General features: G+C 62.2%; 20 protein-coding genes. 11 read left to right on the top strand and 9 right to left on the bottom strand.

The genetic code is table 11. The annotated features are described in order from the left end of the window. Positions 1–47 precede the first annotated feature (47 nt). The 5 genes from plsY to WAO69_RS09300 all read right to left on the bottom strand — a co-directional run bounded on the left by plsY (position 48) and on the right by WAO69_RS09300 (position 3,994). Entirely contained in the window at positions 48–656 is a 609-nt protein-coding gene (gene plsY, locus WAO69_RS09280; RefSeq protein ID WP_422178306.1) for a glycerol-3-phosphate 1-O-acyltransferase PlsY, read from the bottom strand. After that, entirely contained in the window at positions 656–1,936 is a 1,281-nt protein-coding gene (gene pyrC / locus WAO69_RS09285; protein ID WP_422178308.1) for a dihydroorotase, read from the bottom strand. Before pyrC ends, plsY begins: the two co-directional genes overlap by 1 nt. 167 nt (positions 1,937–2,103) lie before the next feature. Next, positions 2,104–2,487, bottom strand: coding sequence for a hypothetical protein (locus tag WAO69_RS09290; protein WP_422178310.1), 384 nt, complete (start codon positions 2,485–2,487; stop codon positions 2,104–2,106). Then, positions 2,484–3,044 carry a hypothetical protein gene (locus tag WAO69_RS09295; RefSeq protein ID WP_422178312.1) on the bottom strand — a complete coding sequence of 187 codons (561 nt, stop codon included), beginning with the start codon at positions 3,042–3,044 and terminating at the stop codon, positions 2,484–2,486. The genes WAO69_RS09290 and WAO69_RS09295 overlap by 4 nt, the downstream gene beginning before the upstream one ends. Beyond that, a complete protein-coding gene (locus WAO69_RS09300) occupies positions 3,044–3,994 on the bottom strand; it encodes an aspartate carbamoyltransferase catalytic subunit (protein ID WP_422178314.1) in 951 nt (316 codons plus the stop codon). The genes WAO69_RS09295 and WAO69_RS09300 overlap by 1 nt, the downstream gene beginning before the upstream one ends. A 110-nt stretch (positions 3,995–4,104) precedes the next feature. Here WAO69_RS09300 and WAO69_RS09305 point away from each other — a divergent pair, with 110 nt between their 5' ends. The 5 genes from WAO69_RS09305 (at position 4,105) to WAO69_RS09325 (ending at position 11,068) form a co-directional block, all read left to right on the top strand. Further along, on the top strand, positions 4,105–4,878 hold the full coding sequence (locus tag WAO69_RS09305; RefSeq protein ID WP_422178316.1) for a uracil-DNA glycosylase: 774 nt from the start codon (positions 4,105–4,107) through the stop codon (positions 4,876–4,878). Continuing rightward, entirely contained in the window at positions 4,875–5,495 is a 621-nt protein-coding gene (locus tag WAO69_RS09310) for a LysE family translocator (RefSeq protein ID WP_422178318.1), read from the top strand. Before WAO69_RS09305 ends, WAO69_RS09310 begins: the two co-directional genes overlap by 4 nt. Next, positions 5,496–6,038 carry a molybdenum cofactor biosynthesis protein B gene (moaB, locus tag WAO69_RS09315; protein ID WP_422178320.1) on the top strand — a complete coding sequence of 181 codons (543 nt, stop codon included), beginning with the start codon at positions 5,496–5,498 and terminating at the stop codon, positions 6,036–6,038. It abuts the gene before it with no gap. A 172-nt stretch (positions 6,039–6,210) separates the two neighbouring features. Continuing rightward, positions 6,211–7,665 carry an efflux RND transporter periplasmic adaptor subunit gene (locus WAO69_RS09320; protein WP_422178322.1) on the top strand — a complete coding sequence of 485 codons (1,455 nt, stop codon included), beginning with the start codon at positions 6,211–6,213 and terminating at the stop codon, positions 7,663–7,665. A gap of 4 nt (positions 7,666–7,669) precedes the next feature. Beyond that, the gene (locus tag WAO69_RS09325) at positions 7,670–11,068 is read left to right on the top strand and encodes an efflux RND transporter permease subunit (RefSeq protein ID WP_422178324.1); all 3,399 of its coding nucleotides are present in this window, start codon (positions 7,670–7,672) and stop codon (positions 11,066–11,068) included. 9 nt (positions 11,069–11,077) lie between these two features. On the opposite strand, the gene WAO69_RS09330 is transcribed toward WAO69_RS09325, so the two are convergent. Next, positions 11,078–11,878: a protein-disulfide reductase DsbD domain-containing protein gene (locus WAO69_RS09330; RefSeq protein WP_422178326.1), complete on the bottom strand. Its 801-nt coding sequence runs from the start codon at positions 11,876–11,878 to the stop codon at positions 11,078–11,080. Between the two features lie 138 nt (positions 11,879–12,016). Here WAO69_RS09330 and WAO69_RS09335 point away from each other — a divergent pair, with 138 nt between their 5' ends. Then, positions 12,017–12,574 carry a YqgE/AlgH family protein gene (locus WAO69_RS09335; protein ID WP_422178328.1) on the top strand — a complete coding sequence of 186 codons (558 nt, stop codon included), beginning with the start codon at positions 12,017–12,019 and terminating at the stop codon, positions 12,572–12,574. A 7-nt stretch (positions 12,575–12,581) separates the two neighbouring features. Here the strand turns inward: WAO69_RS09335 and WAO69_RS09340 are convergent, their stop codons facing one another. Further along, positions 12,582–13,532, bottom strand: coding sequence for an L-threonylcarbamoyladenylate synthase (locus WAO69_RS09340; protein WP_422178422.1), 951 nt, complete (start codon positions 13,530–13,532; stop codon positions 12,582–12,584). 151 nt (positions 13,533–13,683) lie between these two features. Here WAO69_RS09340 and WAO69_RS09345 point away from each other — a divergent pair, with 151 nt between their 5' ends. The 5 genes from WAO69_RS09345 to WAO69_RS09365 all read left to right on the top strand — a co-directional run bounded on the left by WAO69_RS09345 (position 13,684) and on the right by WAO69_RS09365 (position 17,858). After that, complete coding sequence (locus WAO69_RS09345; protein ID WP_422178330.1) at positions 13,684–15,399, top strand: acyl-CoA dehydrogenase; 1,716 nt, start codon at positions 13,684–13,686, stop codon at positions 15,397–15,399. A gap of 71 nt (positions 15,400–15,470) precedes the next feature. Next, entirely contained in the window at positions 15,471–16,514 is a 1,044-nt protein-coding gene (locus WAO69_RS09350; protein WP_422178332.1) for an MBL fold metallo-hydrolase, read from the top strand. Between the two features lie 4 nt (positions 16,515–16,518). Further along, on the top strand, positions 16,519–16,983 hold the full coding sequence (locus tag WAO69_RS09355) for a DUF6173 family protein (RefSeq protein WP_422178334.1): 465 nt from the start codon (positions 16,519–16,521) through the stop codon (positions 16,981–16,983). 105 nt (positions 16,984–17,088) lie between these two features. Continuing rightward, positions 17,089–17,223: an aa3-type cytochrome c oxidase subunit IV gene (locus tag WAO69_RS09360; RefSeq protein WP_422178336.1), complete on the top strand. Its 135-nt coding sequence runs from the start codon at positions 17,089–17,091 to the stop codon at positions 17,221–17,223. A 38-nt stretch (positions 17,224–17,261) separates the two neighbouring features. After that, positions 17,262–17,858 carry a hypothetical protein gene (locus WAO69_RS09365; protein ID WP_422178338.1) on the top strand — a complete coding sequence of 199 codons (597 nt, stop codon included), beginning with the start codon at positions 17,262–17,264 and terminating at the stop codon, positions 17,856–17,858. A gap of 6 nt (positions 17,859–17,864) precedes the next feature. On the opposite strand, the gene WAO69_RS09370 is transcribed toward WAO69_RS09365, so the two are convergent. Beyond that, positions 17,865–18,200 carry an AzlD domain-containing protein gene (locus WAO69_RS09370; RefSeq protein ID WP_422178340.1) on the bottom strand — a complete coding sequence of 112 codons (336 nt, stop codon included), beginning with the start codon at positions 18,198–18,200 and terminating at the stop codon, positions 17,865–17,867. Beyond that, the gene (locus WAO69_RS09375) at positions 18,197–18,913 is read right to left on the bottom strand and encodes an AzlC family ABC transporter permease (protein WP_422178342.1); all 717 of its coding nucleotides are present in this window, start codon (positions 18,911–18,913) and stop codon (positions 18,197–18,199) included. The genes WAO69_RS09370 and WAO69_RS09375 overlap by 4 nt, the downstream gene beginning before the upstream one ends. Positions 18,914–18,939 lie beyond the last annotated feature (26 nt).

An 18,939-nucleotide genomic window follows, 5' to 3' on the forward strand; every position in this document is an offset into this window, starting at 1 on the left:
AAAGAGTCGGCGTGTCACTGGACCGTTCGTGACCGGTTCGGGATCTTTCAGGACTTGTCGCCGATCTTGGATTCCGTGCCGGCGCGAATGCGGGAGATGTTCTCGCGGTGACGCCAGAAAATCAGCAGGGTCAGCGCCATGGCCAGCAGGATCGACTGAGGGTATCCCAGCGCCATGACCCAGAAGCTGGACAGGGATGCCATCATCAGCGCGGCCATTGAGGACATGCGCTTGAGATAGGCAAAAACCAGCCAGGTCGCGCAGCAGGCCAGCCCGATGGGCCATGCATAGGCAAGCCAGACACCCAGGAAGGTGGCCACGCCCTTGCCGCCGCGAAAGCGCAGCCAAACGGGAAAGCAATGGCCGATAAAGGCTGCCAGGGCGGCCAGTTGCACCGCATCCTCGGGCGTGAAAGCCCGCGCCAGAAGCACGGCCACGGATGCCTTGCCGCCATCCAGAAGCAGCGTCAGCGCGGCGGCTTTCTTGCTGCCGGTGCGCAACACATTGGTGGCCCCGATGTTGCCAGAGCCGATCTCGCGCAGATTGCCCAGACCCATGACACGGGCAAGCACCATGCCGAACGGGATCGAGCCCAGCAGATAGCCGATCGCGGCCCAGATCAGCAGAATGGGTGCAGAGGATATGAGATCTGGCATCAGTGCCTCCGATAGACTTCTTTACCGTCCACATATGTGGCCAGCACCCGGCCCTGCATGCGCTGGCCGTCAAACGGGGTGTTCTTGGATTTTGACAGCAGGGTCGAGCGGTTGAGAACAAAGGGCACGTCCGGATCAAACAGAACAAGATCCGCCGGTGCGCCCACGCCAAGACGCCCCGATGGCAGGCCAAGCCGTTTGGCCGGGTTCAGCGCCATGGCGCGAAACAGTTGCGGCAGGTCAAGCTGGCCCGCGTGATAGAGGCGCAGGGCCGCCGGCAGGAAGGTCTCCAAAGCGACGGCACCGCTGGCGGCTTCTTCGAAGGGCAGGCGTTTGCTTTCTTCGTCCTGTGGCGTGTGCATCGACGAGATTACGTCGATCAGCCCGTCACGCACCGCTTGTACCACCGCCATCCGGTCTTCTTCCGAGCGCAGTGGCGGCTTGACCTTGAAGAACGTCCGATAGTCGGCCACGTCCAGCTCATTCAGCGTCAGATGATGGATCGACACGCCTGCAGTGATGTCAAACCCGTTTGATTTGGCCCGCTCCAGCGCGGGCAGGGCGCGCGCGGTGGTTATCTGGTCGGCGTGATAGCGCGCTCCGGTCATCTCGATCAGGGCGATGTCCCGGTCCAGTCCTATGCGCTCGGCCATGGGCGTGACAGCTGGCAGTCCACGCAGAGAGGCGAATTTGCCCGAGGTCGCCGCGGCACCGGCCGACAGGCCCGGTTCCTGGGGATGGGCAATGACCAGCGCGCCACAGGAGCGCGCATAGGTCAGCGCGCGTGCAAAGACCTTTGTGTTTTGCACCACGTGGTCGCAATCGGTGAAGGCGACGGCTCCGGCATCCATCAGAAAGCCGATCTCGGTCATCTCGCGGCCTGCGCGTTCCTTGGTGAGCGCGGCCATGGGCAGGACATTGACCGGTGCGGCTTCGTTGGCGCGGCGGGTGACGAATTCCAGCGTTTCCGGGCTGTCGATGGCAGGTGTGGTGTCGGGACGCGTGACCATTGTGGTCACGCCGCCTGCCGCGGCGGCCTGTCCGGCCGAGCGATAGCTTTCCTTGTGCCGCTCGCCCGGCTCGCAGACCTTGACGCCGATATCGACGATGCCCGGTGCGAGGCATTTGCCCTGACAGTCGATCACCTGATCATCCGGGTTCGGGCTTGCACCTTCTGGCAGAATGGCCTCGATCCGGCCACCGTTGATGCGCAGTGCACCGGGTTGATCCAACCCGGTCTCGGGGTTGATGAGGCGGGCATTGGTAAACAGGATGCTCATGACTGACCCCTCCCTTCCGCTGCCCCGGTATCTGTGGCGTCTGCGTTCATCATCTTGGGGCCTTCATCCTGCAATCCAGACCATCACGCCCACAAAGGCGAACATCACGATCAGGGCGATCATGGCCACACGGCCCGATAGTCTTGGATCAGGTTTCGGCTCTGGCATCAGAGGGCTCCTTTGATCTGAGCGACAGTGGCATCTGCATCGGCCTGATACTTGATCAGGTGCTTGTCGCCTGTTTTTGTCACGATCTGTACCGTGCTGAGAAACCCGCGCACGAGCGCGATGTCCGACAAGGCGATATTGCGCTCCATCGGGCCGGTGAGGCGACCGTCCTTGATGGTCCAGACCACGTTCAATTCTTCTGATGCCATGTACCAGCCGCGCAGGGAAATGGCAGCCAGCCCTGCGATGGCACCGGTCCAGACATGAGGATTGCCGATCAGCCACAGGATCAGCATGGCTCCGCCCATGCCGATCGCGGCCATCCACGCGTGGCTGCGGATATAGGTCTGCGGGTCTGCGCTGAGGGTGATCCGGGCGCTCATGTCAGCAGGATCCAGACAAGGGCGCAGAGCGCAAGCATGACGGCCGCAAAGATCAGACCGCCCAGCCGTTGGGCGCGCTGGCGCGCGACGCGGGGGGGCACGGAAGGCGCGCTGTAGGGTTTGGCGGCCTCGGATGCGATGGCGCCATGCGGTGCCCATTCGCTGCCGGGTTGATCAAAGCTTGCGATATGGGTGAGGTCGGCGGTCTTGCCCAGAGCAAAGGCATTGCCCTGAAAGGCCCGCGAAGACAGGATCAGCGCATATCCTTCAAGCGCGTCCAGCCTGCGCAGATCGCCGCTCAGAGCGCTTTGCGGTATATCGTGACCTTCGGTCAGATACCCGCTCAGCCCCAGGCCTTCGAGATCGGCCAGAAGGATCAGCTCGGCTCCTGCAGGATCAAGGTCTTGCGCGCCGGTCAGTTCGGCCAGCAAAGCGGCGGGCGGTTGCAGCCGGTCGGGGCCGCTGTCGGGCGGCCGGAAGACCGAGGCGATTTCGGATCGGGTGCGATTGACCGCAAAGACATGGAGCCGGCCCTTTTCATGAGGCTCCACACGCATCAGGCGGCGTTCCCGGCGCGGGCGGCCCTGAGGTTGCGCGCCAGCAGGTGCATCGCGGCCATGCGCACGGCAACGCCCATTTCAACCTGTTCTTGAATGACCGAGCGGTTGATGTCGTCGGCAATCTCGCCGTCGATTTCCACACCGCGGTTCATCGGGCCGGGATGCATGACGATGGCATCGGGCTTGGCCAGATCCAGCTTTTCGGCATCCAGCCCGTAACGATAGAAATATTCGCGCTCGGACGGGATAAAGCCGCCGTCCATGCGTTCCTTCTGAAGGCGCAGCATCATCACGACATCCACATCCTTGAGCCCTTCGCGCATGTCGTCATAGACCTCGACGCCGAATTGGTCGATCTGCGCAGGCATCAGGGTCGGCGGGCCGATCAGGCGAATGCGGCTTTCCATCTTGCCCAGCAGCAGGATGTTGGAGCGCGCCACGCGCGAATGGGCGATATCGCCGCAAATCGCGATGTTCAGGCGGTGCAGCCGGCCTTTGGCGCGCCGGATCGTCAGGGCATCCAGAAGCGCCTGTGTGGGGTGTTCATGGCGTCCGTCCCCGGCGTTCAACACGACGCATTCGACTTTCTGTGCCAGCAGGTCGACCGCGCCCGAATTGGGGTGACGGACCACCAGAAGATCGGGGTGCATGGCGTTCAGCGTCAGCGCGGTGTCGATCAGCGTCTCACCCTTCTTGAGCGAACTGGCCTGCATCGCCATGTTCATCACATCCGCGCCCAGCCGTTTGCCCGCCAGTTCGAAACTGGCCTGTGTCCGGGTCGAGTTTTCAAAGAACATGTTGATCTGGGTGAGGCCGTTGAGCACATCGCGATGCTTTTCGGGCTGGCGGTTCAGCGTGACGTAATCGTCGGCCAAATCGAGGATGCATTGGATATCGGGAGGGCTAAGCGGCTCGATCCCCAGAAGGTGGCGATGCGCGAAGGACATGTCAGGCGCTCTCCCGTGTCAGTTCCCGCCTTATAGAAAGCGTTTGGGATACGGGCAAGTCGGGTTTCATGGGTATTTCCGTTGCCCCGCTTCACAGGTAGCTTGGCACCATGGAATCGGCACTCACCCCGGAACTGGCGCGGACCTACCTCGACTGGCTCATCGAGCTGGGTGCGGATGACGCGATTTCTGATGCGCCCATAGATCGCTATGGGCTGCAGGATAAGGTAAAGCCGGCCCCCGCCGTGGCGGTTGCGGCCGCACCGGGTGTGATCCCCGCGAAAGTGCCGGATGAGGTTGATCCGGTCGCCGTTGCGCGTGCAGCGTCGCAAGGCGCTGGCGATCTTGCGGCTTTGAAGGCGGCTTTGGCCAGCTATGAGCATTGCGAACTGAAACGCGGCGCGCGCAATCTGGTGTTTTGCGATGGCAGACCCGGAGCCCGGGTCATGGTGATCGGCGAAGCCCCCGGCCGGGACGAGGATCGCGAGGGGCGGCCGTTCGTGGGCCGGGCCGGGCAATTGCTGGACCGGATGCTTGGCGCGATAGATCTCAGTCGCGAAACCTCGGTCTATATCACCAACGTCCTGCCGTGGCGCCCGCCGCAGAACCGCGATCCCAAGCCGGATGAAATCTTGATGATGCAACCGTTTCTGGCGCGCCATATCGAGCTGGCGGCACCCGATATCCTGGTGATCATGGGCAATATCAGCTGTCAGGCGGTCTTGGGCAAACGCGGCATCACGCGGCTGCGCGGCACATGGGCCGAGGCGTTCGGCAAGCCGGTTTTGCCCATGGTGCACCCGGCCTATCTGCTGCGCACGCCAGCGGCCAAGCGCGAGGCATGGGCGGATCTTCTGGAACTGAAGGCGCGGCTGAGGTCATGATCGATCCGCTTGTTCTGTTGGCCTTCGTCCCGGCGGCCTTGGCTCTGAACCTGACGCCCGGTGCGGATATGATGTTCTGTCTGGGCCAGGGTTTGCGCGCGGGGTCGCGACCCGCAATCGCGGCAAGTGCGGGGATTTCGACCGGTTCGATGATCCATGTGGCCTTGGCCGGGCTGGGTCTGGGGGCGCTGGTGGCGGCTGTGCCCGGAGCCTTTGACGCGATCTGCTGGATTGGCGTGGGCTATCTGCTCTATCTGGCGTGGGGCGCGTTTCGCCATGGCACGCTGGGCGCAGAGGGGCCAGAGATCGCCGCCCTGCACGCTTTTCGCTCGGGTCTCTATGTCAACCTGACAAACCCCAAGGTCATCCTGTTCGTACTGGCGTTCATTCCTCAGTTCGTGGATCCTGCGGCGGGCTCGGTTCTGGGGCAATTCCTGATATTCGGCGCGATCATCAGCATTGGCGGGTTCTTCATCAACGCAGGCGTCGGTATATTTGCCGGAGGGGCCGGGCGGGTGCTGACGGGAACGCCCATGGCGGCGCGGGTTCTGGGATATCTGAGTGGAACAATTTTTGCCGGGCTGGCCTTGCGGCTTGCGCTTTTGGAAAGGGGATAGATGTCCCGTATCGATGACAGGAAAGAGTTTATCGCGATCCGCATTGCGGTCCTGACAGTGTCGGACACGCGGGATCTGTCTCAGGACCGCTCGGGTCAGGTTCTGGTCGAGCGGATCGAGGGCGCGGGCCATGTGGTCGCCGACCGGCTTGTCCTGCGCGATGAGCGCGCCGAGATTGCCGATCAACTGCGCGCCTGGATCGCCGATCCCGGGATTGATGTGGTCATTTCCACAGGAGGCACCGGGTTGACCGGGCGCGATGTGACGGTTGAGGCGCATCGCGATGTCTATGAGAAAGAGATCGACGCCTTCGGGACCGTCTTCACCATCGTGTCGATGAAGAAGATCGGAACCAGCGCGGTGCAGTCGCGTGCCACCGGTGGCGTGGCCGGAGGCACCTATCTGTTTGCTCTGCCGGGCAGCCCGGGTGCCTGCAAGGATGCCTGGGATGAGATTCTGGCGATGCAACTGGATTACCGGCATCGGCCTTGCAACTTTGTCGAGATCCTGCCGCGTCTGGACGAGCATCACCGGCGCAAATAGATGGCGGGCTTTTTCGTGGCGCGGTGTGCTGTTGGTCATGAAGCTTTTTTCAAGGGCGGGAAAGTGTTGCGACGGAAACATCCCGCTCAAGCGTTAACACCTTTGTGGCTTGGCATTTTTTGCGCTCCCGCTACCTTAAACAAGCCGCTGTCGCGGTGGAGTACCTGAACGAATGCGCTTTTTGCGTCAAAGCCTCGTGGGATTGTTCCTGTCGGCCCTGACACTGGGTCTGCTGGCTTATGCCGGCCAGTTGATCAGTAGCGCTGTGCAAGAACGGATGTCAGATGAGCGCCCGGCACCGCCTGCGCGCGAAAGAATTTTTGCCGTCAACGTGATCCTGGCCACGGAAGGGCCCGAAACGCCGGTTCTGGAAACCTTTGGCGAGGTCCAGAGCCGCCGCACGCTTGAACTGCGCACAGCCGTCGGCGGGCGTGTGATCGAGTTGTCGGACAACTTTACGGAAGGTGGCGTGGTGCGCGCGGGCGAGGTGCTGGTGCGGATTGACCCCTCCAAGCCAAAGGCCGAGCGGGATCGGGCGGAAAGTGCTGTGCTGGATGCGCAGGCCGAAGTGCGTGATGCGGATCGCTCTGTCGGGCTGGCCCGTGACGAGTTGGCCGCCGCGCAGGACCAGACAGACCTGCGCGAGCGTGCGTTTCAACGCCAACAGGATCTTGCTGCGCGCGGGGTGGGTACGGCTGCGGCTGTCGAAGTGGCCGAACTTGCCGCGGCCCAGGCCCGCCAGGTGGTCCTGTCCCGCCGGATTGCACTGGCTCAGGCCGAAGCGCGGGTTGATCAGGCCGCCACCAGCCTTGCGCGCGCCGAGATCGCCCTGGCGCAGGCCGAACTGGATCTGGCGGATACTGAAATCACCGCCGGGTTCGATGGCACGCTCAGCGGCGTCAACCTGGTCGAAGGGCGGCTTGTGTCGGCCAATGAGAAAATAGCCGAGCTTGTAGACCCGCTTGAACTGGAAGCGGCCTTTCGGGTCTCGACCAGTCAATACACACGGCTCTTGGATAGCACCGGCGCGTTGATACCTGCCGAGGTCACGATCACGATTGACGGCGCGGGCGCAGAGCTTTCCGCCAAGGGCACGATCAGCCGCGACAGTGCGGGCGCGGGCGACGTGCAGACCGGACGTCTGATTTATGCGACCTTGGGTGCAGCGCTTGGCTTCAAGCCGGGCGATTTTGTCAACGTGTCCGTGCGTGAGTCCCCGCTGGACAATATCCTGCGGCTTCCGGCTTCGGCTTATGCGGCCGACGGAACCGTGCTTGTGCTGGATCAAGAGGACCGTCTCGAGACATTCCCCGTTACCCTGATCCGGCGACAGGGCGATGATGTTCTGTTGCGCGCAGAAGGATTGGCCGGGCGCGAGGTGGTGCAGGCGCGCACCCCCTTGCTGGGCGCAGGCATCCGCGTGCGGCCCTTGCGCGGAACCGATCTGGTGCCCGAGGAACCGGCGATGCTGGAGCTGGATTCCGACCGCCGTGCGCGGCTTGTGGCCTTTGTCTCGGGCAGCGCAGGGATGCCCGAAGCTGCCAAGACACGGATTCTGAACCAGCTGTCTCAGGACAAGGTGCCCGAGCAGGTGGTCAAGCGTATCGAATCCCGGATGGGGGGCTAGGATCATGCCCCGCGACATTCCGATCGCGGCCGGGGGTTTGCTGTCCTATTTCACACGCCACCCCACGGCAGCAAATCTTTTGCTTGTCATGCTGCTGGTGCTTGGGTTGGCCTCTGTCCCCAATATGCGCGCGCAGTTCTTTCCCGATGTGATCGTCAACAACGTCAGCGTGAGCATCTTGTGGGAAGGGGCCGGTCCGGAAGACGTGGACGGCGCGATCGTGCAGACGCTGGAACCGGTTCTGCTGGCGGTGGATGGCGTGGAGAGTTCGTCTTCGCTGTCGCGTGAGGGGATGGGCACGATCACTCTTGAGTTCGAGCCGGGCTGGGATATGGGGCGTGCCTCGGATGATGTGCAGGCGGCCGTCGATGCCATAACCACCTTGCCCGAAGACGCCGAGGAACCCAGTGTGCGCCGGGGCGCATGGCGCGACCGGGTCACGGATCTGGTCATCACCGGACCCATCGAGCCCGAGCAAATGGCCCTGTTTGCCGATGAACTGGTCACCCGTCTGTTCGCCGTAGGGGTGACGCGCACCTCGATCCGGGGGGTGGCTTCGCCCGAGACCCTGATCGAAGTGCCCTCTGCCCAGTTGATCCAGCATGACGTGACCATGGCCGAGATCGCCGCGGCCATTGCGGCCGAGGTCAACGCTGATCCGGCCGGGGATGTCACAGGGGCCAACGCGCGGGTGCGCACGGGCACTGAAAAACGCACGCCTGCGGCAATTGCCGGTATTGTCCTGCGCTCGAACCCGGATGGTTCCAAGCTGACCATCGGGGATGTGGCGCGTATTCGACTGGGAGGGGCTGACCGCGAGCGGGCCTATTTCGTCGGCGACAACCCAGCGATGTCGATCACGGTCGAGCGTTCCGACAAGGGCGATGCCATCGGCATTCAGCGCGCGGTCGAGGATGTTGCCACGCAGATGCAGGCCAGCCTGCCGCAGGGGGTCACGCTCGAACTGATCCGCACCCGATCAGAGGCGATCACGGCGCGGCTCGATATTCTGCTGGATAACGGGCTGATGGGATTGGGGCTGGTGGTGTGCCTGTTGTTCCTGTTCCTGAACGCACGGACCGCGTTCTGGGTTGCGGCAGGTATTCCGGTGGCCATGCTCGCGGCGATTGCGATGATGTATGTCGCCGGGCTGACCATCAACATGATCAGCCTGTTCGGTCTGATCATCACGCTGGGGATCGTGGTGGATGATGCCATCGTGGTCGGTGAACATGCCGATTACCGATATCGCAAATATGGCGAGCACCCCTATCAGGCCGCTGAAAACGCCGCGCGTCGCATGGCGATGCCGGTCTTTGCGGCAACCGTTACGACGATCATCGCGTTTTTCGGCCTGGTCGCGATTGGCGGGCGCTTTGGAGACCTGATCCGTGACATTCCGTTCACGGTGATCGTGGTGCTGGCAGCTTCGCTGGTCGAGTGCTTTTTGATCCTGCCCCATCACATGGCAAAGTCTTTGATGAAGTCCGAGGCCGAGCGCTGGTACGACGTGCCCAGCCGCGTGGTGAACGTGGGCTTTCGCTGGGTGCGCGAGACACTGTTCCGCCCCTTGGTGCGCTGGGTCATCTGGGGGCGCTATGCGGTGGTGGCCGGTGTTCTGGTCATCCTTGCCAGCCAGGTGGCCGTGTTCATCAAGGGCGATGTGCAATGGCGCTTTTTCAATGCGCCCGAAAGGGGATCGGTGACCGGCAACTTCGCCATGGCCGAAGGGGCCACACGCGCCGACACATTGGCCATGATGCGCGAGTTGCAGCGCGCCACCGAAGAACTGGGTGCGCGCTATGAGGCCGAGCATGGCACCAACCCTCTGGCCTACGTCCTGGCCGAGATTGGCGGCAATGCCGGACGCGGGATGACCGGGGTAGAGGCCAAGGACAGCGATCTGCTGGGCGGTATCTCGATCGAGCTGATTGACGCCGATCTGCGGCCCTATTCCAGTTTCGCCTTTGTTGCCGAGCTGCAGGATAGCGTGCGTAACCATCCGCTTGTCGAAACTGTCAGCTTCCGGGGCTGGCGTTCGGGTCCGGGCGGGGATTCCCTGTCTGTTCAGTTTTTCGGGGCCAGTGTCGATACGCTCAAGGCGGCCAGTCAGGATTTGCAGGCGGCGTTGTTGCAATATCCCGAAGTCTCGGCCCTGGAGGACAACCTTGCCTATGACAAGGAAGAGTTGCTTCTGGATCTGACGGCGCAAGGTCAGGCGCTTGGCTTTACCATCGACACGCTGGGGCGGGCGTTGCGCGCGCGGCTCAATGGGCTGGAAGCCGCGACCTATCCTGACGGGCCGCGCAGCGCCACGATCCGTGTCGAATTGCCCGAAGGCGAGCTGACGGCGGATTTTCTGGAACGCACGCTGATGCGCACGCCCGAGGGCAACTATGTGCCGTTGGCCGATCTGGTGACAGTCGAACAGCGCACCGGCTTTTCGACCGTGCGGCGGGAGAACGGGATCCGGTTGATCTCGGTAACCGGGGACATCTCCGAGGACGATCCCGCGCGCGCCGAAGAGATCACGCAGCGTCTGCAGGAAGAGATTTTGCCAAACATCGCCAGTGAACGGCAGGTGGAATGGCGGATGTCCGGGCTGAGTGAGGATGAGAACGCCTTCTTGTCGGATGCGCTGACCGGTCTGATCCTGTGTCTGACGGGCATCTACCTTGTTTTGGCCTGGGTATTCTCAAGCTGGACCCGGCCCATGGTCGTGATGGCGATCATTCCGTTCGGGCTGGTGGGGACGATCTATGGCCATGCGGCCTGGGATGTGCCGCTGAGCATGTTCACCGTTGTGGGGCTTTTGGGGATGACCGGGATCATCATCAACGATTCCATCGTTCTGGTCACGACCATAGATGAATATGCCGAGGAGCGCGGGCTGATTCCGTCGATCATCGATGCCACGGCGGACCGGTTGAGACCGGTTCTTTTGACCACGCTGACAACCGTTCTGGGTCTTGCGCCCTTGCTGTACGAGACCTCGCAGCAGGCGCAGTTCCTCAAGCCCACGGTGATCACGCTGGTCTATGGGTTGGGCTTCGGGATGATCCTTGTGTTGTTGATCGTGCCGGCGCTGGTGGCCATGCAGTCGGATGTAAACCGCAGGGTCACGGCGATGCGGCGAGCGCTGCGCAGCCCCAACAGGGCAATCCGAGGCACAATCGTGCTGAGCGGATTGGCCGTTCTGGCGTGGTTTGCCGTGACGCTGGGTGCTGTGCTGGCGACCGGTGGCATGCTTGAGCCGGTGGCGGCTCTGCTGCCGGCATTGGCCGCAATGGACGCGATGCGCGGCGCGTTTCTTGCCTTTGTGAGCGGTGCGTTCGTGCTGGTGGCGATTGTCTATCTGGTAGCCAGCTTCAGCGCGATGATCCGCCAGCCTGCGCGGGAATAGCCGGCGCGTTCACTCGCCGCTGCATCCGCGGATGTCGACGGCGCGTTTGTCACCCAACACCGTGAAGCGCAGCTTGGAGCGATCAAGGGCAAAGCTGCGCGCGCTGGCGTGCACAAGCTCGGAGGTGGCAATCAGCGTATCGCCCTGCCGATTGACGGCGGTCTCGGAAACCCAGATCTGCGGATTGCCGGTCTCCGTAACCGTGAATTCGTCCCCTCCGGCGTGGGGCATGCGAATATGGGCTTCGATCTTCATCCCGTCCCGGGTCGGGGAAATCACGCATGTGGCAGAGGATACGCCCGCTTCACTGGCGCTGTAGGGGCGGTCCGTACGGGCCGCAAGAATGGCTGGGTGTTGCTTGGCGTCGGGATCGAGAATGTGGTCAAAAGACAGCGTGCTGGGGATGCAGACATCCTTGCACACGCCCAGTTCGACCTTGCCCTTGAGGCGCACGCGCGTGCCGTCTTGTGTCGGTGTGACATCGATCGGCAACACCAGTTCATGTTCATAACCGACCGAGCGCATGCCATTCTGGTCAAACACCTTTGGCGTGGGCCAGTAGATCTGGGTGGCTGCCACATTGCGCGAGCCCCGCCAGGAAAACTCGGGCGGGATACCTGCATCGCCCGGTGCGCGCCAATAGGTTTTCCAGCCATCCTCAAGCGTCAGCTTGATACCCGCGTGATGCGTGCCGTTTGCATCCAGCCCGCCATCCAGCACTTCGATGCGCACGACATCGTCTATCCAGCTCTGTGCCTGTGCAGGCAGAGCGGTCAGCGCCGCTAGGGCAAGGGGGAGGAGGCGATGCATTCTCATGTCCCTGAGATGGCGCATGAGCGTTGAAATGCCAAGTCACGTTCCGGTCAGTCGATTGTAAGCGTGTCGGGGTTGCACTGTAACTGTGCAGGATGTGTACTGTAGACAGGCGCTGACGGCTGGATTTGGAAAATGCTTGATCTCGCGGGACATCTTCTGATCGCGATGCCCGGAATGGGCGACCCCCGGTTTGACGGATCGGTTGTGTTGATGTGCAGTCACTCTGAAGAGGGTGCCATGGGGTTGATCGTCAACAAGCCCGCGCCCGAAGTGCGGTTTTCGGAATTGCTGGAACAGCTTGATATCGCGCCACAATCCGCTGCTTTGAACCGCCCGGTGCATTTTGGCGGGCCCGTCGAGGGCGGACGGGGCTTTGTGCTGCACAGCCGGGATTATGGCTCGGCGATCCACACGCTGCAGGTCACGCCCGAGATCGGGATGACCACCACGCTGGATGTTCTGGAAGACATCGGGCGCGGTGCCGGCCCTGCCAAGGCCATGATGATTCTGGGATATGCGGGGTGGGGGCCGGGGCAGCTGGAGCGCGAATTGGCTCAGAACGGCTGGCTGACCACAGAAGCCTCGGCGGATCTGGTCTTTGACGTGGCCGATGCGCGCAAATGGTCGTCAGCCCTGAAAACTCTCGGGATCGAGCCGGTGATGCTGTCCGGGGCTGCCGGGCGGGCCTGAGCGGGGTTCAGTCTCGCGGGGCGGCAGCGCGCTGCAGGCGGTCGTTGATGGCGCGGCCAAGACCCGTGTCGGGGATCGGCGCGACGGCGATGGGTCTGCCTTTGTCATCCAGCGCATGCAGGCAGGCAAAAAGCTGTGCGGCGGCTTCGCCGAGATCGCCAGAGACCGACAGGTTGAGGTCGCCAGTATGCGCGCCAAAACCGAGGTAGAGTTCGCCCGGCTCAGGAGCATCGGCATTCAGGCGCAATCTGGCTTTCGGCGCATAATGCGAAAGCAGCTGGCCCGGCGCGTTGATCGCGGATCCTTCCGCGCGCTGGATCAGCCGGGTGTCGAGCACGCGTTCGAGCGCCTCGACCGGCACGCCGCCGGGTCGCAGAAGCACCGGCTGAGCGTCCTCGAACCCCACGATTGTGGATTCCACGCCAACCGGGCAGGCCCCGCCATCCACCACGGCATCAATGCGTCCGTCCAGCCCGGCGAGCACATGGGCGGCCTGCGTCGGGCTGATGCGCCCGGACGGGTTCGCCGAGGGGGCTGCCACGGGGCCATCAAAGGCCCGCAGCAAAGCAGCGGCGACCGGATGAGCGGGAACGCGCAGACCGACGGTGGGCAGCCCCGCGGTGACCAGTTCGCTCAGGCCATGATCCAGTGTCAGCGGCAGCACCAGTGTCAAGGGGCCGGGCCAGAACGCGTCGGCCAGCCGGACGGCGTCACCCTCAAGCACTGCATAGCGCCGTGCCGCCTCAGTGTCTGCGACATGCACGATCAGCGGATTGAAGCTGGGGCGATTCTTGGCGGCGAAAATACCGGCGACAGCGCGCCCGTTGCATGCATCCGCGCCCAGCCCATAGACGGTTTCGGTTGGAAACGACACCAGCCCTCCGGCGCGCAGCAGATCTGCGGCCTGGTTCAGGTCGGATGACTCCACACCCAGAGTGATGGTGGTTCGCTGTTGCATCGGGAAGGTGCGCTCGTGACGCGGCGTTTTGGTTGCGTGGATCGGCAAGGCCGGGTTGGTATGAAAGCAATCATGCTTTTAGCTGGGCTGTGCGCGGAGGGAAACCCGCCGTGACAGCAGCTGTGTTGCAATTGAGCCAAGGGGTGATCCTATGCCGTATCGTGCGCCTGTTGCTGATTTCGAATTCATTTACAAACATGTGGTCGGCTTTGATCACGTCGCCCGGACCGAGCGATTTGCCGATGCAAGTTCCGAGACCGTCCATGCGATCCTGACCGAGGCGGGCAAGATGTGCGAAGAGGTTCTGGCCCCGCTGCAACGGCCCGGTGATCTGCATCCAGCAGTTTTGGAGAACGGCGTGGTGCGGACCTCTCCGGGTTATGCCGAGGGATGGCGCGCGATTGCCGAAGGCGGCTGGGTCGGCATCGCAGGTGATCCCGAATACGGTGGAATGGGTCTTCCGATGGCTGTGGCAACGGCTGTGAACGACATGATGAGCAGTTCATGCCTGTCGCTGCAACTGGCACCTCTGATGAGCCAGGGGCAGGTCGAGGCTCTGGAGCACCACGCGAGTGACGCGATCAAGGAACTCTATCTGCCCAAGCTCATGAGCGGGGAATGGACCGGCACGATGAACCTGACCGAACCACAGGCAGGCTCGGATGTCGGGGCGTTGACCTCCAAGGCCGAGGCCAGAGGCGATGGGACTTATGCGATCACCGGACAGAAGATCTACATCAGCTGGGGCGATCACGATTTGGCCGAGAATATCTGTCATCTGGTTCTCGCCCGCCTGCCCGGAGCGCCGGAAGGCACAAAGGGCATCAGCCTGTTTCTGGTGCCCAAGCGCCTGCCGGACGACAATGGCAATGCCGGCGTCGCCAACAGTCTGAAAGTGGTCAGCCTTGAGCACAAGATGGGCTTGCATGGCTCGCCCACCGCAGTGATGCAGTATGACGGTGCAATCGGTTGGATGGTTGGCCCGGAAAACGGCGGCATGGCGGCGATGTTCACCATGATGAACAATGCGCGTCTGGGGGTCGGCACACAAGGTGTCGGCGTGGCAGAGGGGGCCTATCAGAACGCCCTGCAATACGCCTTGGATCGCAAGCAGGGCCGCTCCTATCATGGCTATACCATCGCGGCGCATGCGGATGTCCGACGCATGCTGACCTCTATGAAGGCGGATGTGTTTGCAGCGCGCTCGATTGCATTGGCCTGCGCCGTGGCGATTGACATGGAAACCGCCACCGGAGAGGCGGAATGGTCCGCGCGTGCGGCGTTCCTGACGCCGATTTCCAAAGCCTTTGGAACCGATATCGGCAATGAAGTCGCCAACACCGGCATCCAGGTGCATGGCGGTATGGGTTTCATCGAGGAAACCGGCGCCGCTCAATATGCCCGCGACGTCCGTGTCACGACGATTTATGAGGGCACCAACGGGATTCAGGCCATGGATCTGGTGGCGCGCAAGATGTCCGACGGGGGCGAGATGGCGGGCAAGCTGCTGGACGAGATCGAAGAGCAAGCCGAACAGGTCCGCGCCAGGATGCCGGAACTGGCCGATCTGGCAGAAAGCGTCTGGCAAGCGACCGAGTCTCTGCGCGAGGCAACCGAATGGATCGTCGCGCAGGAGGATGTCACGGATCGTTTTGCCGGTGCCGTGCCATATCTGCGCGCTTTTGCGCGGGTGCTGGGCGGGCATTTCCATCTTTCGGCGGCAATGGCGGACCCCAAAGGCCCGCGCGCGGCCTTGGCGCGGTTCTACATCACACGCCTCTTGCCCGAGCATTCCGGGCTTCTGGTGCATGCCCAAAGCGGATCGGGCGATCTTTACGCGTTGAGCCTGGACGACCTGGCAGCGTAAAAGGCGTTGAACGCCGGGAGGAATGCCCGGACTACGGGGCGGTTTTTCGAGCCGTGGAAAGGAAGGTCAAGTTGGACGGATCGCAGGAGGGTATACGCTATCCTTGGGACGCCGCACCGGAACGTGGTGCGGCGATCGAAGTGGCTCCGGGTGTTCTCTGGATGCGCCTGCCGCTGCCAATGAAGCTGGATCACGTCAATGTCTACGCGTTGGATGATGGTCAGAGCTGGACGGTGATCGACACGGGCTTTGCCTCGAAACTATCGCGCGAGGTCTGGACCGGACTGCTGGCCGGGCCGATGGGCGGCAAGCCTGTGGGCCGTGTGATCGTGACCCATCACCATCCCGATCATGTGGGTCTGGCCGGGTGGTTTCAGTCCGAACATGGGACTGAATTGATCACCACGCGCACCGCATGGCTGTTTTCGCGCATGCTCATGCTGGACAAGCAGGATGCGCTGCCCGAGGAAACCCTTGCCTTTTATCGCAGTGGCGGAATGGATCCCGAGATCCTGGAACAGCGCCGGACAGACAAGCCGTTCAACTTTGCCGATGTCGTGGCTCCCATGCCGCTGGGCTACACCCGCATCAAGCAGGGGGATACGATCCGCATGGGCGGTCGCGACTGGGACGTGCATATCGGGAACGGACATTCACCCGAACACGCCACATTCTGGAGTCGTGACGACAATCTGGTGATCGCCGGTGATCAGATCCTGCCGTCGATCAGCCCGAATATCGGGGTCTACGCCACCGAGCCCATGGCCGATCCGGTGAGTGATTGGATCGAGGCCTGTGAGCGCCTCTCAACGCTGGCGCGCGCCGATCATCTTGTTCTGGGGGGGCACAAACTGCCCTTTACCGGCTTGCCGTTTCGGATGCGTCAGTTGATCGACAATCATCACGGTGCACTTGCCCGGTTGATGGACGCGCTGGATACGCCAAAGACCGCTGTCGAGTGCTTCATGCCGATCTTCAAGCGCAAGATCGGTGAGGGTGAATACGGGCTGGCGCTGGTCGAAGCGATTGCCCATGTCAGCCATCTGCATCAGGCCGGAGAGGTCGAGCGGACCCGCCGCGAGGACGGGGCCTGGCTTTATCAGCGAAAGGGATAGGCCCTTGGACAATGAAATCAGAACCGCTGCCGAACTCAGCGAGGCCGAGGCGATTCCCCGGCGTCATGAGGTGCATACGCAGGCAGGCGGTCAGGTCGATATGGGCGACTTGCCCGATGGTATGAAGACCCCAGTAGAGCACAAAAGCCCGGCGCGCTGGGCCTATGAGCGATTGATCCTTTATATCCAGAATTTCGAAGAGCAGCTGGACGCTGAACACGAGGTTGGCATGGGCACGGCCGGGGGCGAACTGGGCGTGCTGCGGATCGAAGGCATGGGCTATTTCGATCCCGATATCGTAACGTTCTATGGCTCTGACGCATCGGGGGTACGCACCCAGCTGATCCAGCATGTCACGCAGCTGAACGTGATGCTGCGCGCGGCACCCAAGCCACAAGGGCAGGCGGAACCGGCGCGCATCGGCTTTCGGTTGGCTGCGGATTTGCAAAAGGACAGCGACGCGGCGTAAATCCTGTCGGATTGTGCGCCCGGTCAGGCTGCGCTGGATTGACGTCGTGACAGGATTTTGCGAATCCGGTATCGAAACGCAACATTGCGCAACAGGATGGACAACATGGCTGACCACAAACACGGCGAGATGAATATCTCGGATCAAGAAAAAACCTTTGAAGGCTTTATGAAATGGGTCACCTGGTCCGTTATCGTGATTGTTCTTGTGATCATCTGGATGGCGATTTTCATCACCTGACGCCACCTGCGTTCCTCGAAGTCGGACAGGGGTAAAAAATGCGAATACTGGGCCTTGTTCTGGGTGCGTTGATGGTTTTGGGGGGCTGCGCGGCTCCTCAGCAACCTTTTGCGTCCGATGAATCCATCGCTGCGGTCTCCTTTCGCGATGAAGGCCCTCGGGAACTCAAGCTTATGACGATGGTGAACAATCGTTCCGGTGCGGGTGCGCACACGTCCTTGCTGATCAGTGCATCCGAGCGTGTCATCTTCGATCCTGCAGGCTCTTTCAAGGCGTCGGGCATTCCCGAACGCAACGATGTGCTGTTCGGGATTACCCCCAATGCCGAGCAGGCTTACATCAGCGCCCATGCCCGCAGCACGCACCGGGTGATCATTCAGACGGTTCAGGTGTCGCCGCAACAGGCCGAGATGGCGTATCGCCTCGCACTTCAGGCGGGCCCGGTTGCGGGTGCGTTCTGTGCCAGCTCGACAGCGGCCCTGCTGAGCCAGATCCCCGGATTCGAGGGGCTGCGATCAACATTCTACCCCGTCAATCTGATGGAGCAGTTCGCCACTGTTCCCGGTGTGCAAACCATCGAATATCGCGAGGACGACGATCCTTCGTTGCAGGCCGCGCTTGATCAGTTGAACTGAACCGGTTCACCCCAGCAGGTACAACAGCCCATAGAGCGTGGCAGCGCCCGCCCCGATGGCAGCAAAGACATTGCGCGATATCACACCCGCGGCCACAGTCGCGGCGGCGGCGGCAAAGCGCGCGATATCAAACTCTCCCCCCGTCGCATTCGGCCAGACCACCAGTGGCGCGACCAGCGCAGGCAGGATCGCCACTGCCGTATAGCGCAGATGGCGCAAGACCCATTCGGGCATGGCGCGATCACCAATCAGACCGAGAAACACGAAACGCAGGCCAAAACTGCCCAGGCCCATGCCGATGATGACTGTCCAGATCAGGACCGGATCAAAGCCGTCGGTCATGACCATTTCCCTCGCGCCTTGAGCCAGAGCTCGACCTGCGCACCGGCGATCATGCCCGAGATGCCGGCCACCATCAGGCCAAGGCTGTAGGGGATGCCATTCGCCAGAAGTGCGACCAGGATCGCCACAAGGGCGGCCGCGAGATGAGAGGCCGTGCGCAACATCGGAGCAATCAGCGCCAGAAAGGCGATGGGCACCACGAAATCCAGACCCCATTCGGGCGGGATCTGGTTGCCGACCAGTGCGCCGATCAAAGTGAATGCGTACCAAGTCGGGCAGATCGGCGAGATGGTGCCAAAGAAAAAGGCCACCTTTTGCGCAATGGTCATGCCGGGGTCTTTTTCGTATTGCGCCACCGAGCAGGCATAGGATTGATCGACCAGCAGATAGGCCATGAGCGCGCGTTGCCACAGCGGGGCGGATCCCAGATGCGGGGTGAGTGCCGCGGAATACATCGCCATTCTGAGGTTCACCGCCAGAGCCGATGCCAGGATGATCACCGTGGGCGCGTTCTCGGTCATCAGCTGGAGGGCAGTGAACTGCGCCGCTCCGGCGATCACGGCAATCGAAAAGACCAGCGTTTCGAAAACGCTCAATCCGGCCTCGGTCGCAATCACTCCGAACAGCATCGCAAAAGGAGCAACGACCAAGACAAACGGAGAACCGTCGCGAACTCCCAACCAAAAGGCCGATTTCGTGGTGGTGGAGCTCATGAGATGTCCTTAGATTGTCGTTCGGG

The sequence above is a fragment of the Aestuariivita sp. genome (genome assembly GCF_049276915.1).
Taxonomy (GTDB): domain Bacteria; phylum Pseudomonadota; class Alphaproteobacteria; order Rhodobacterales; family Rhodobacteraceae; genus Aestuariivita.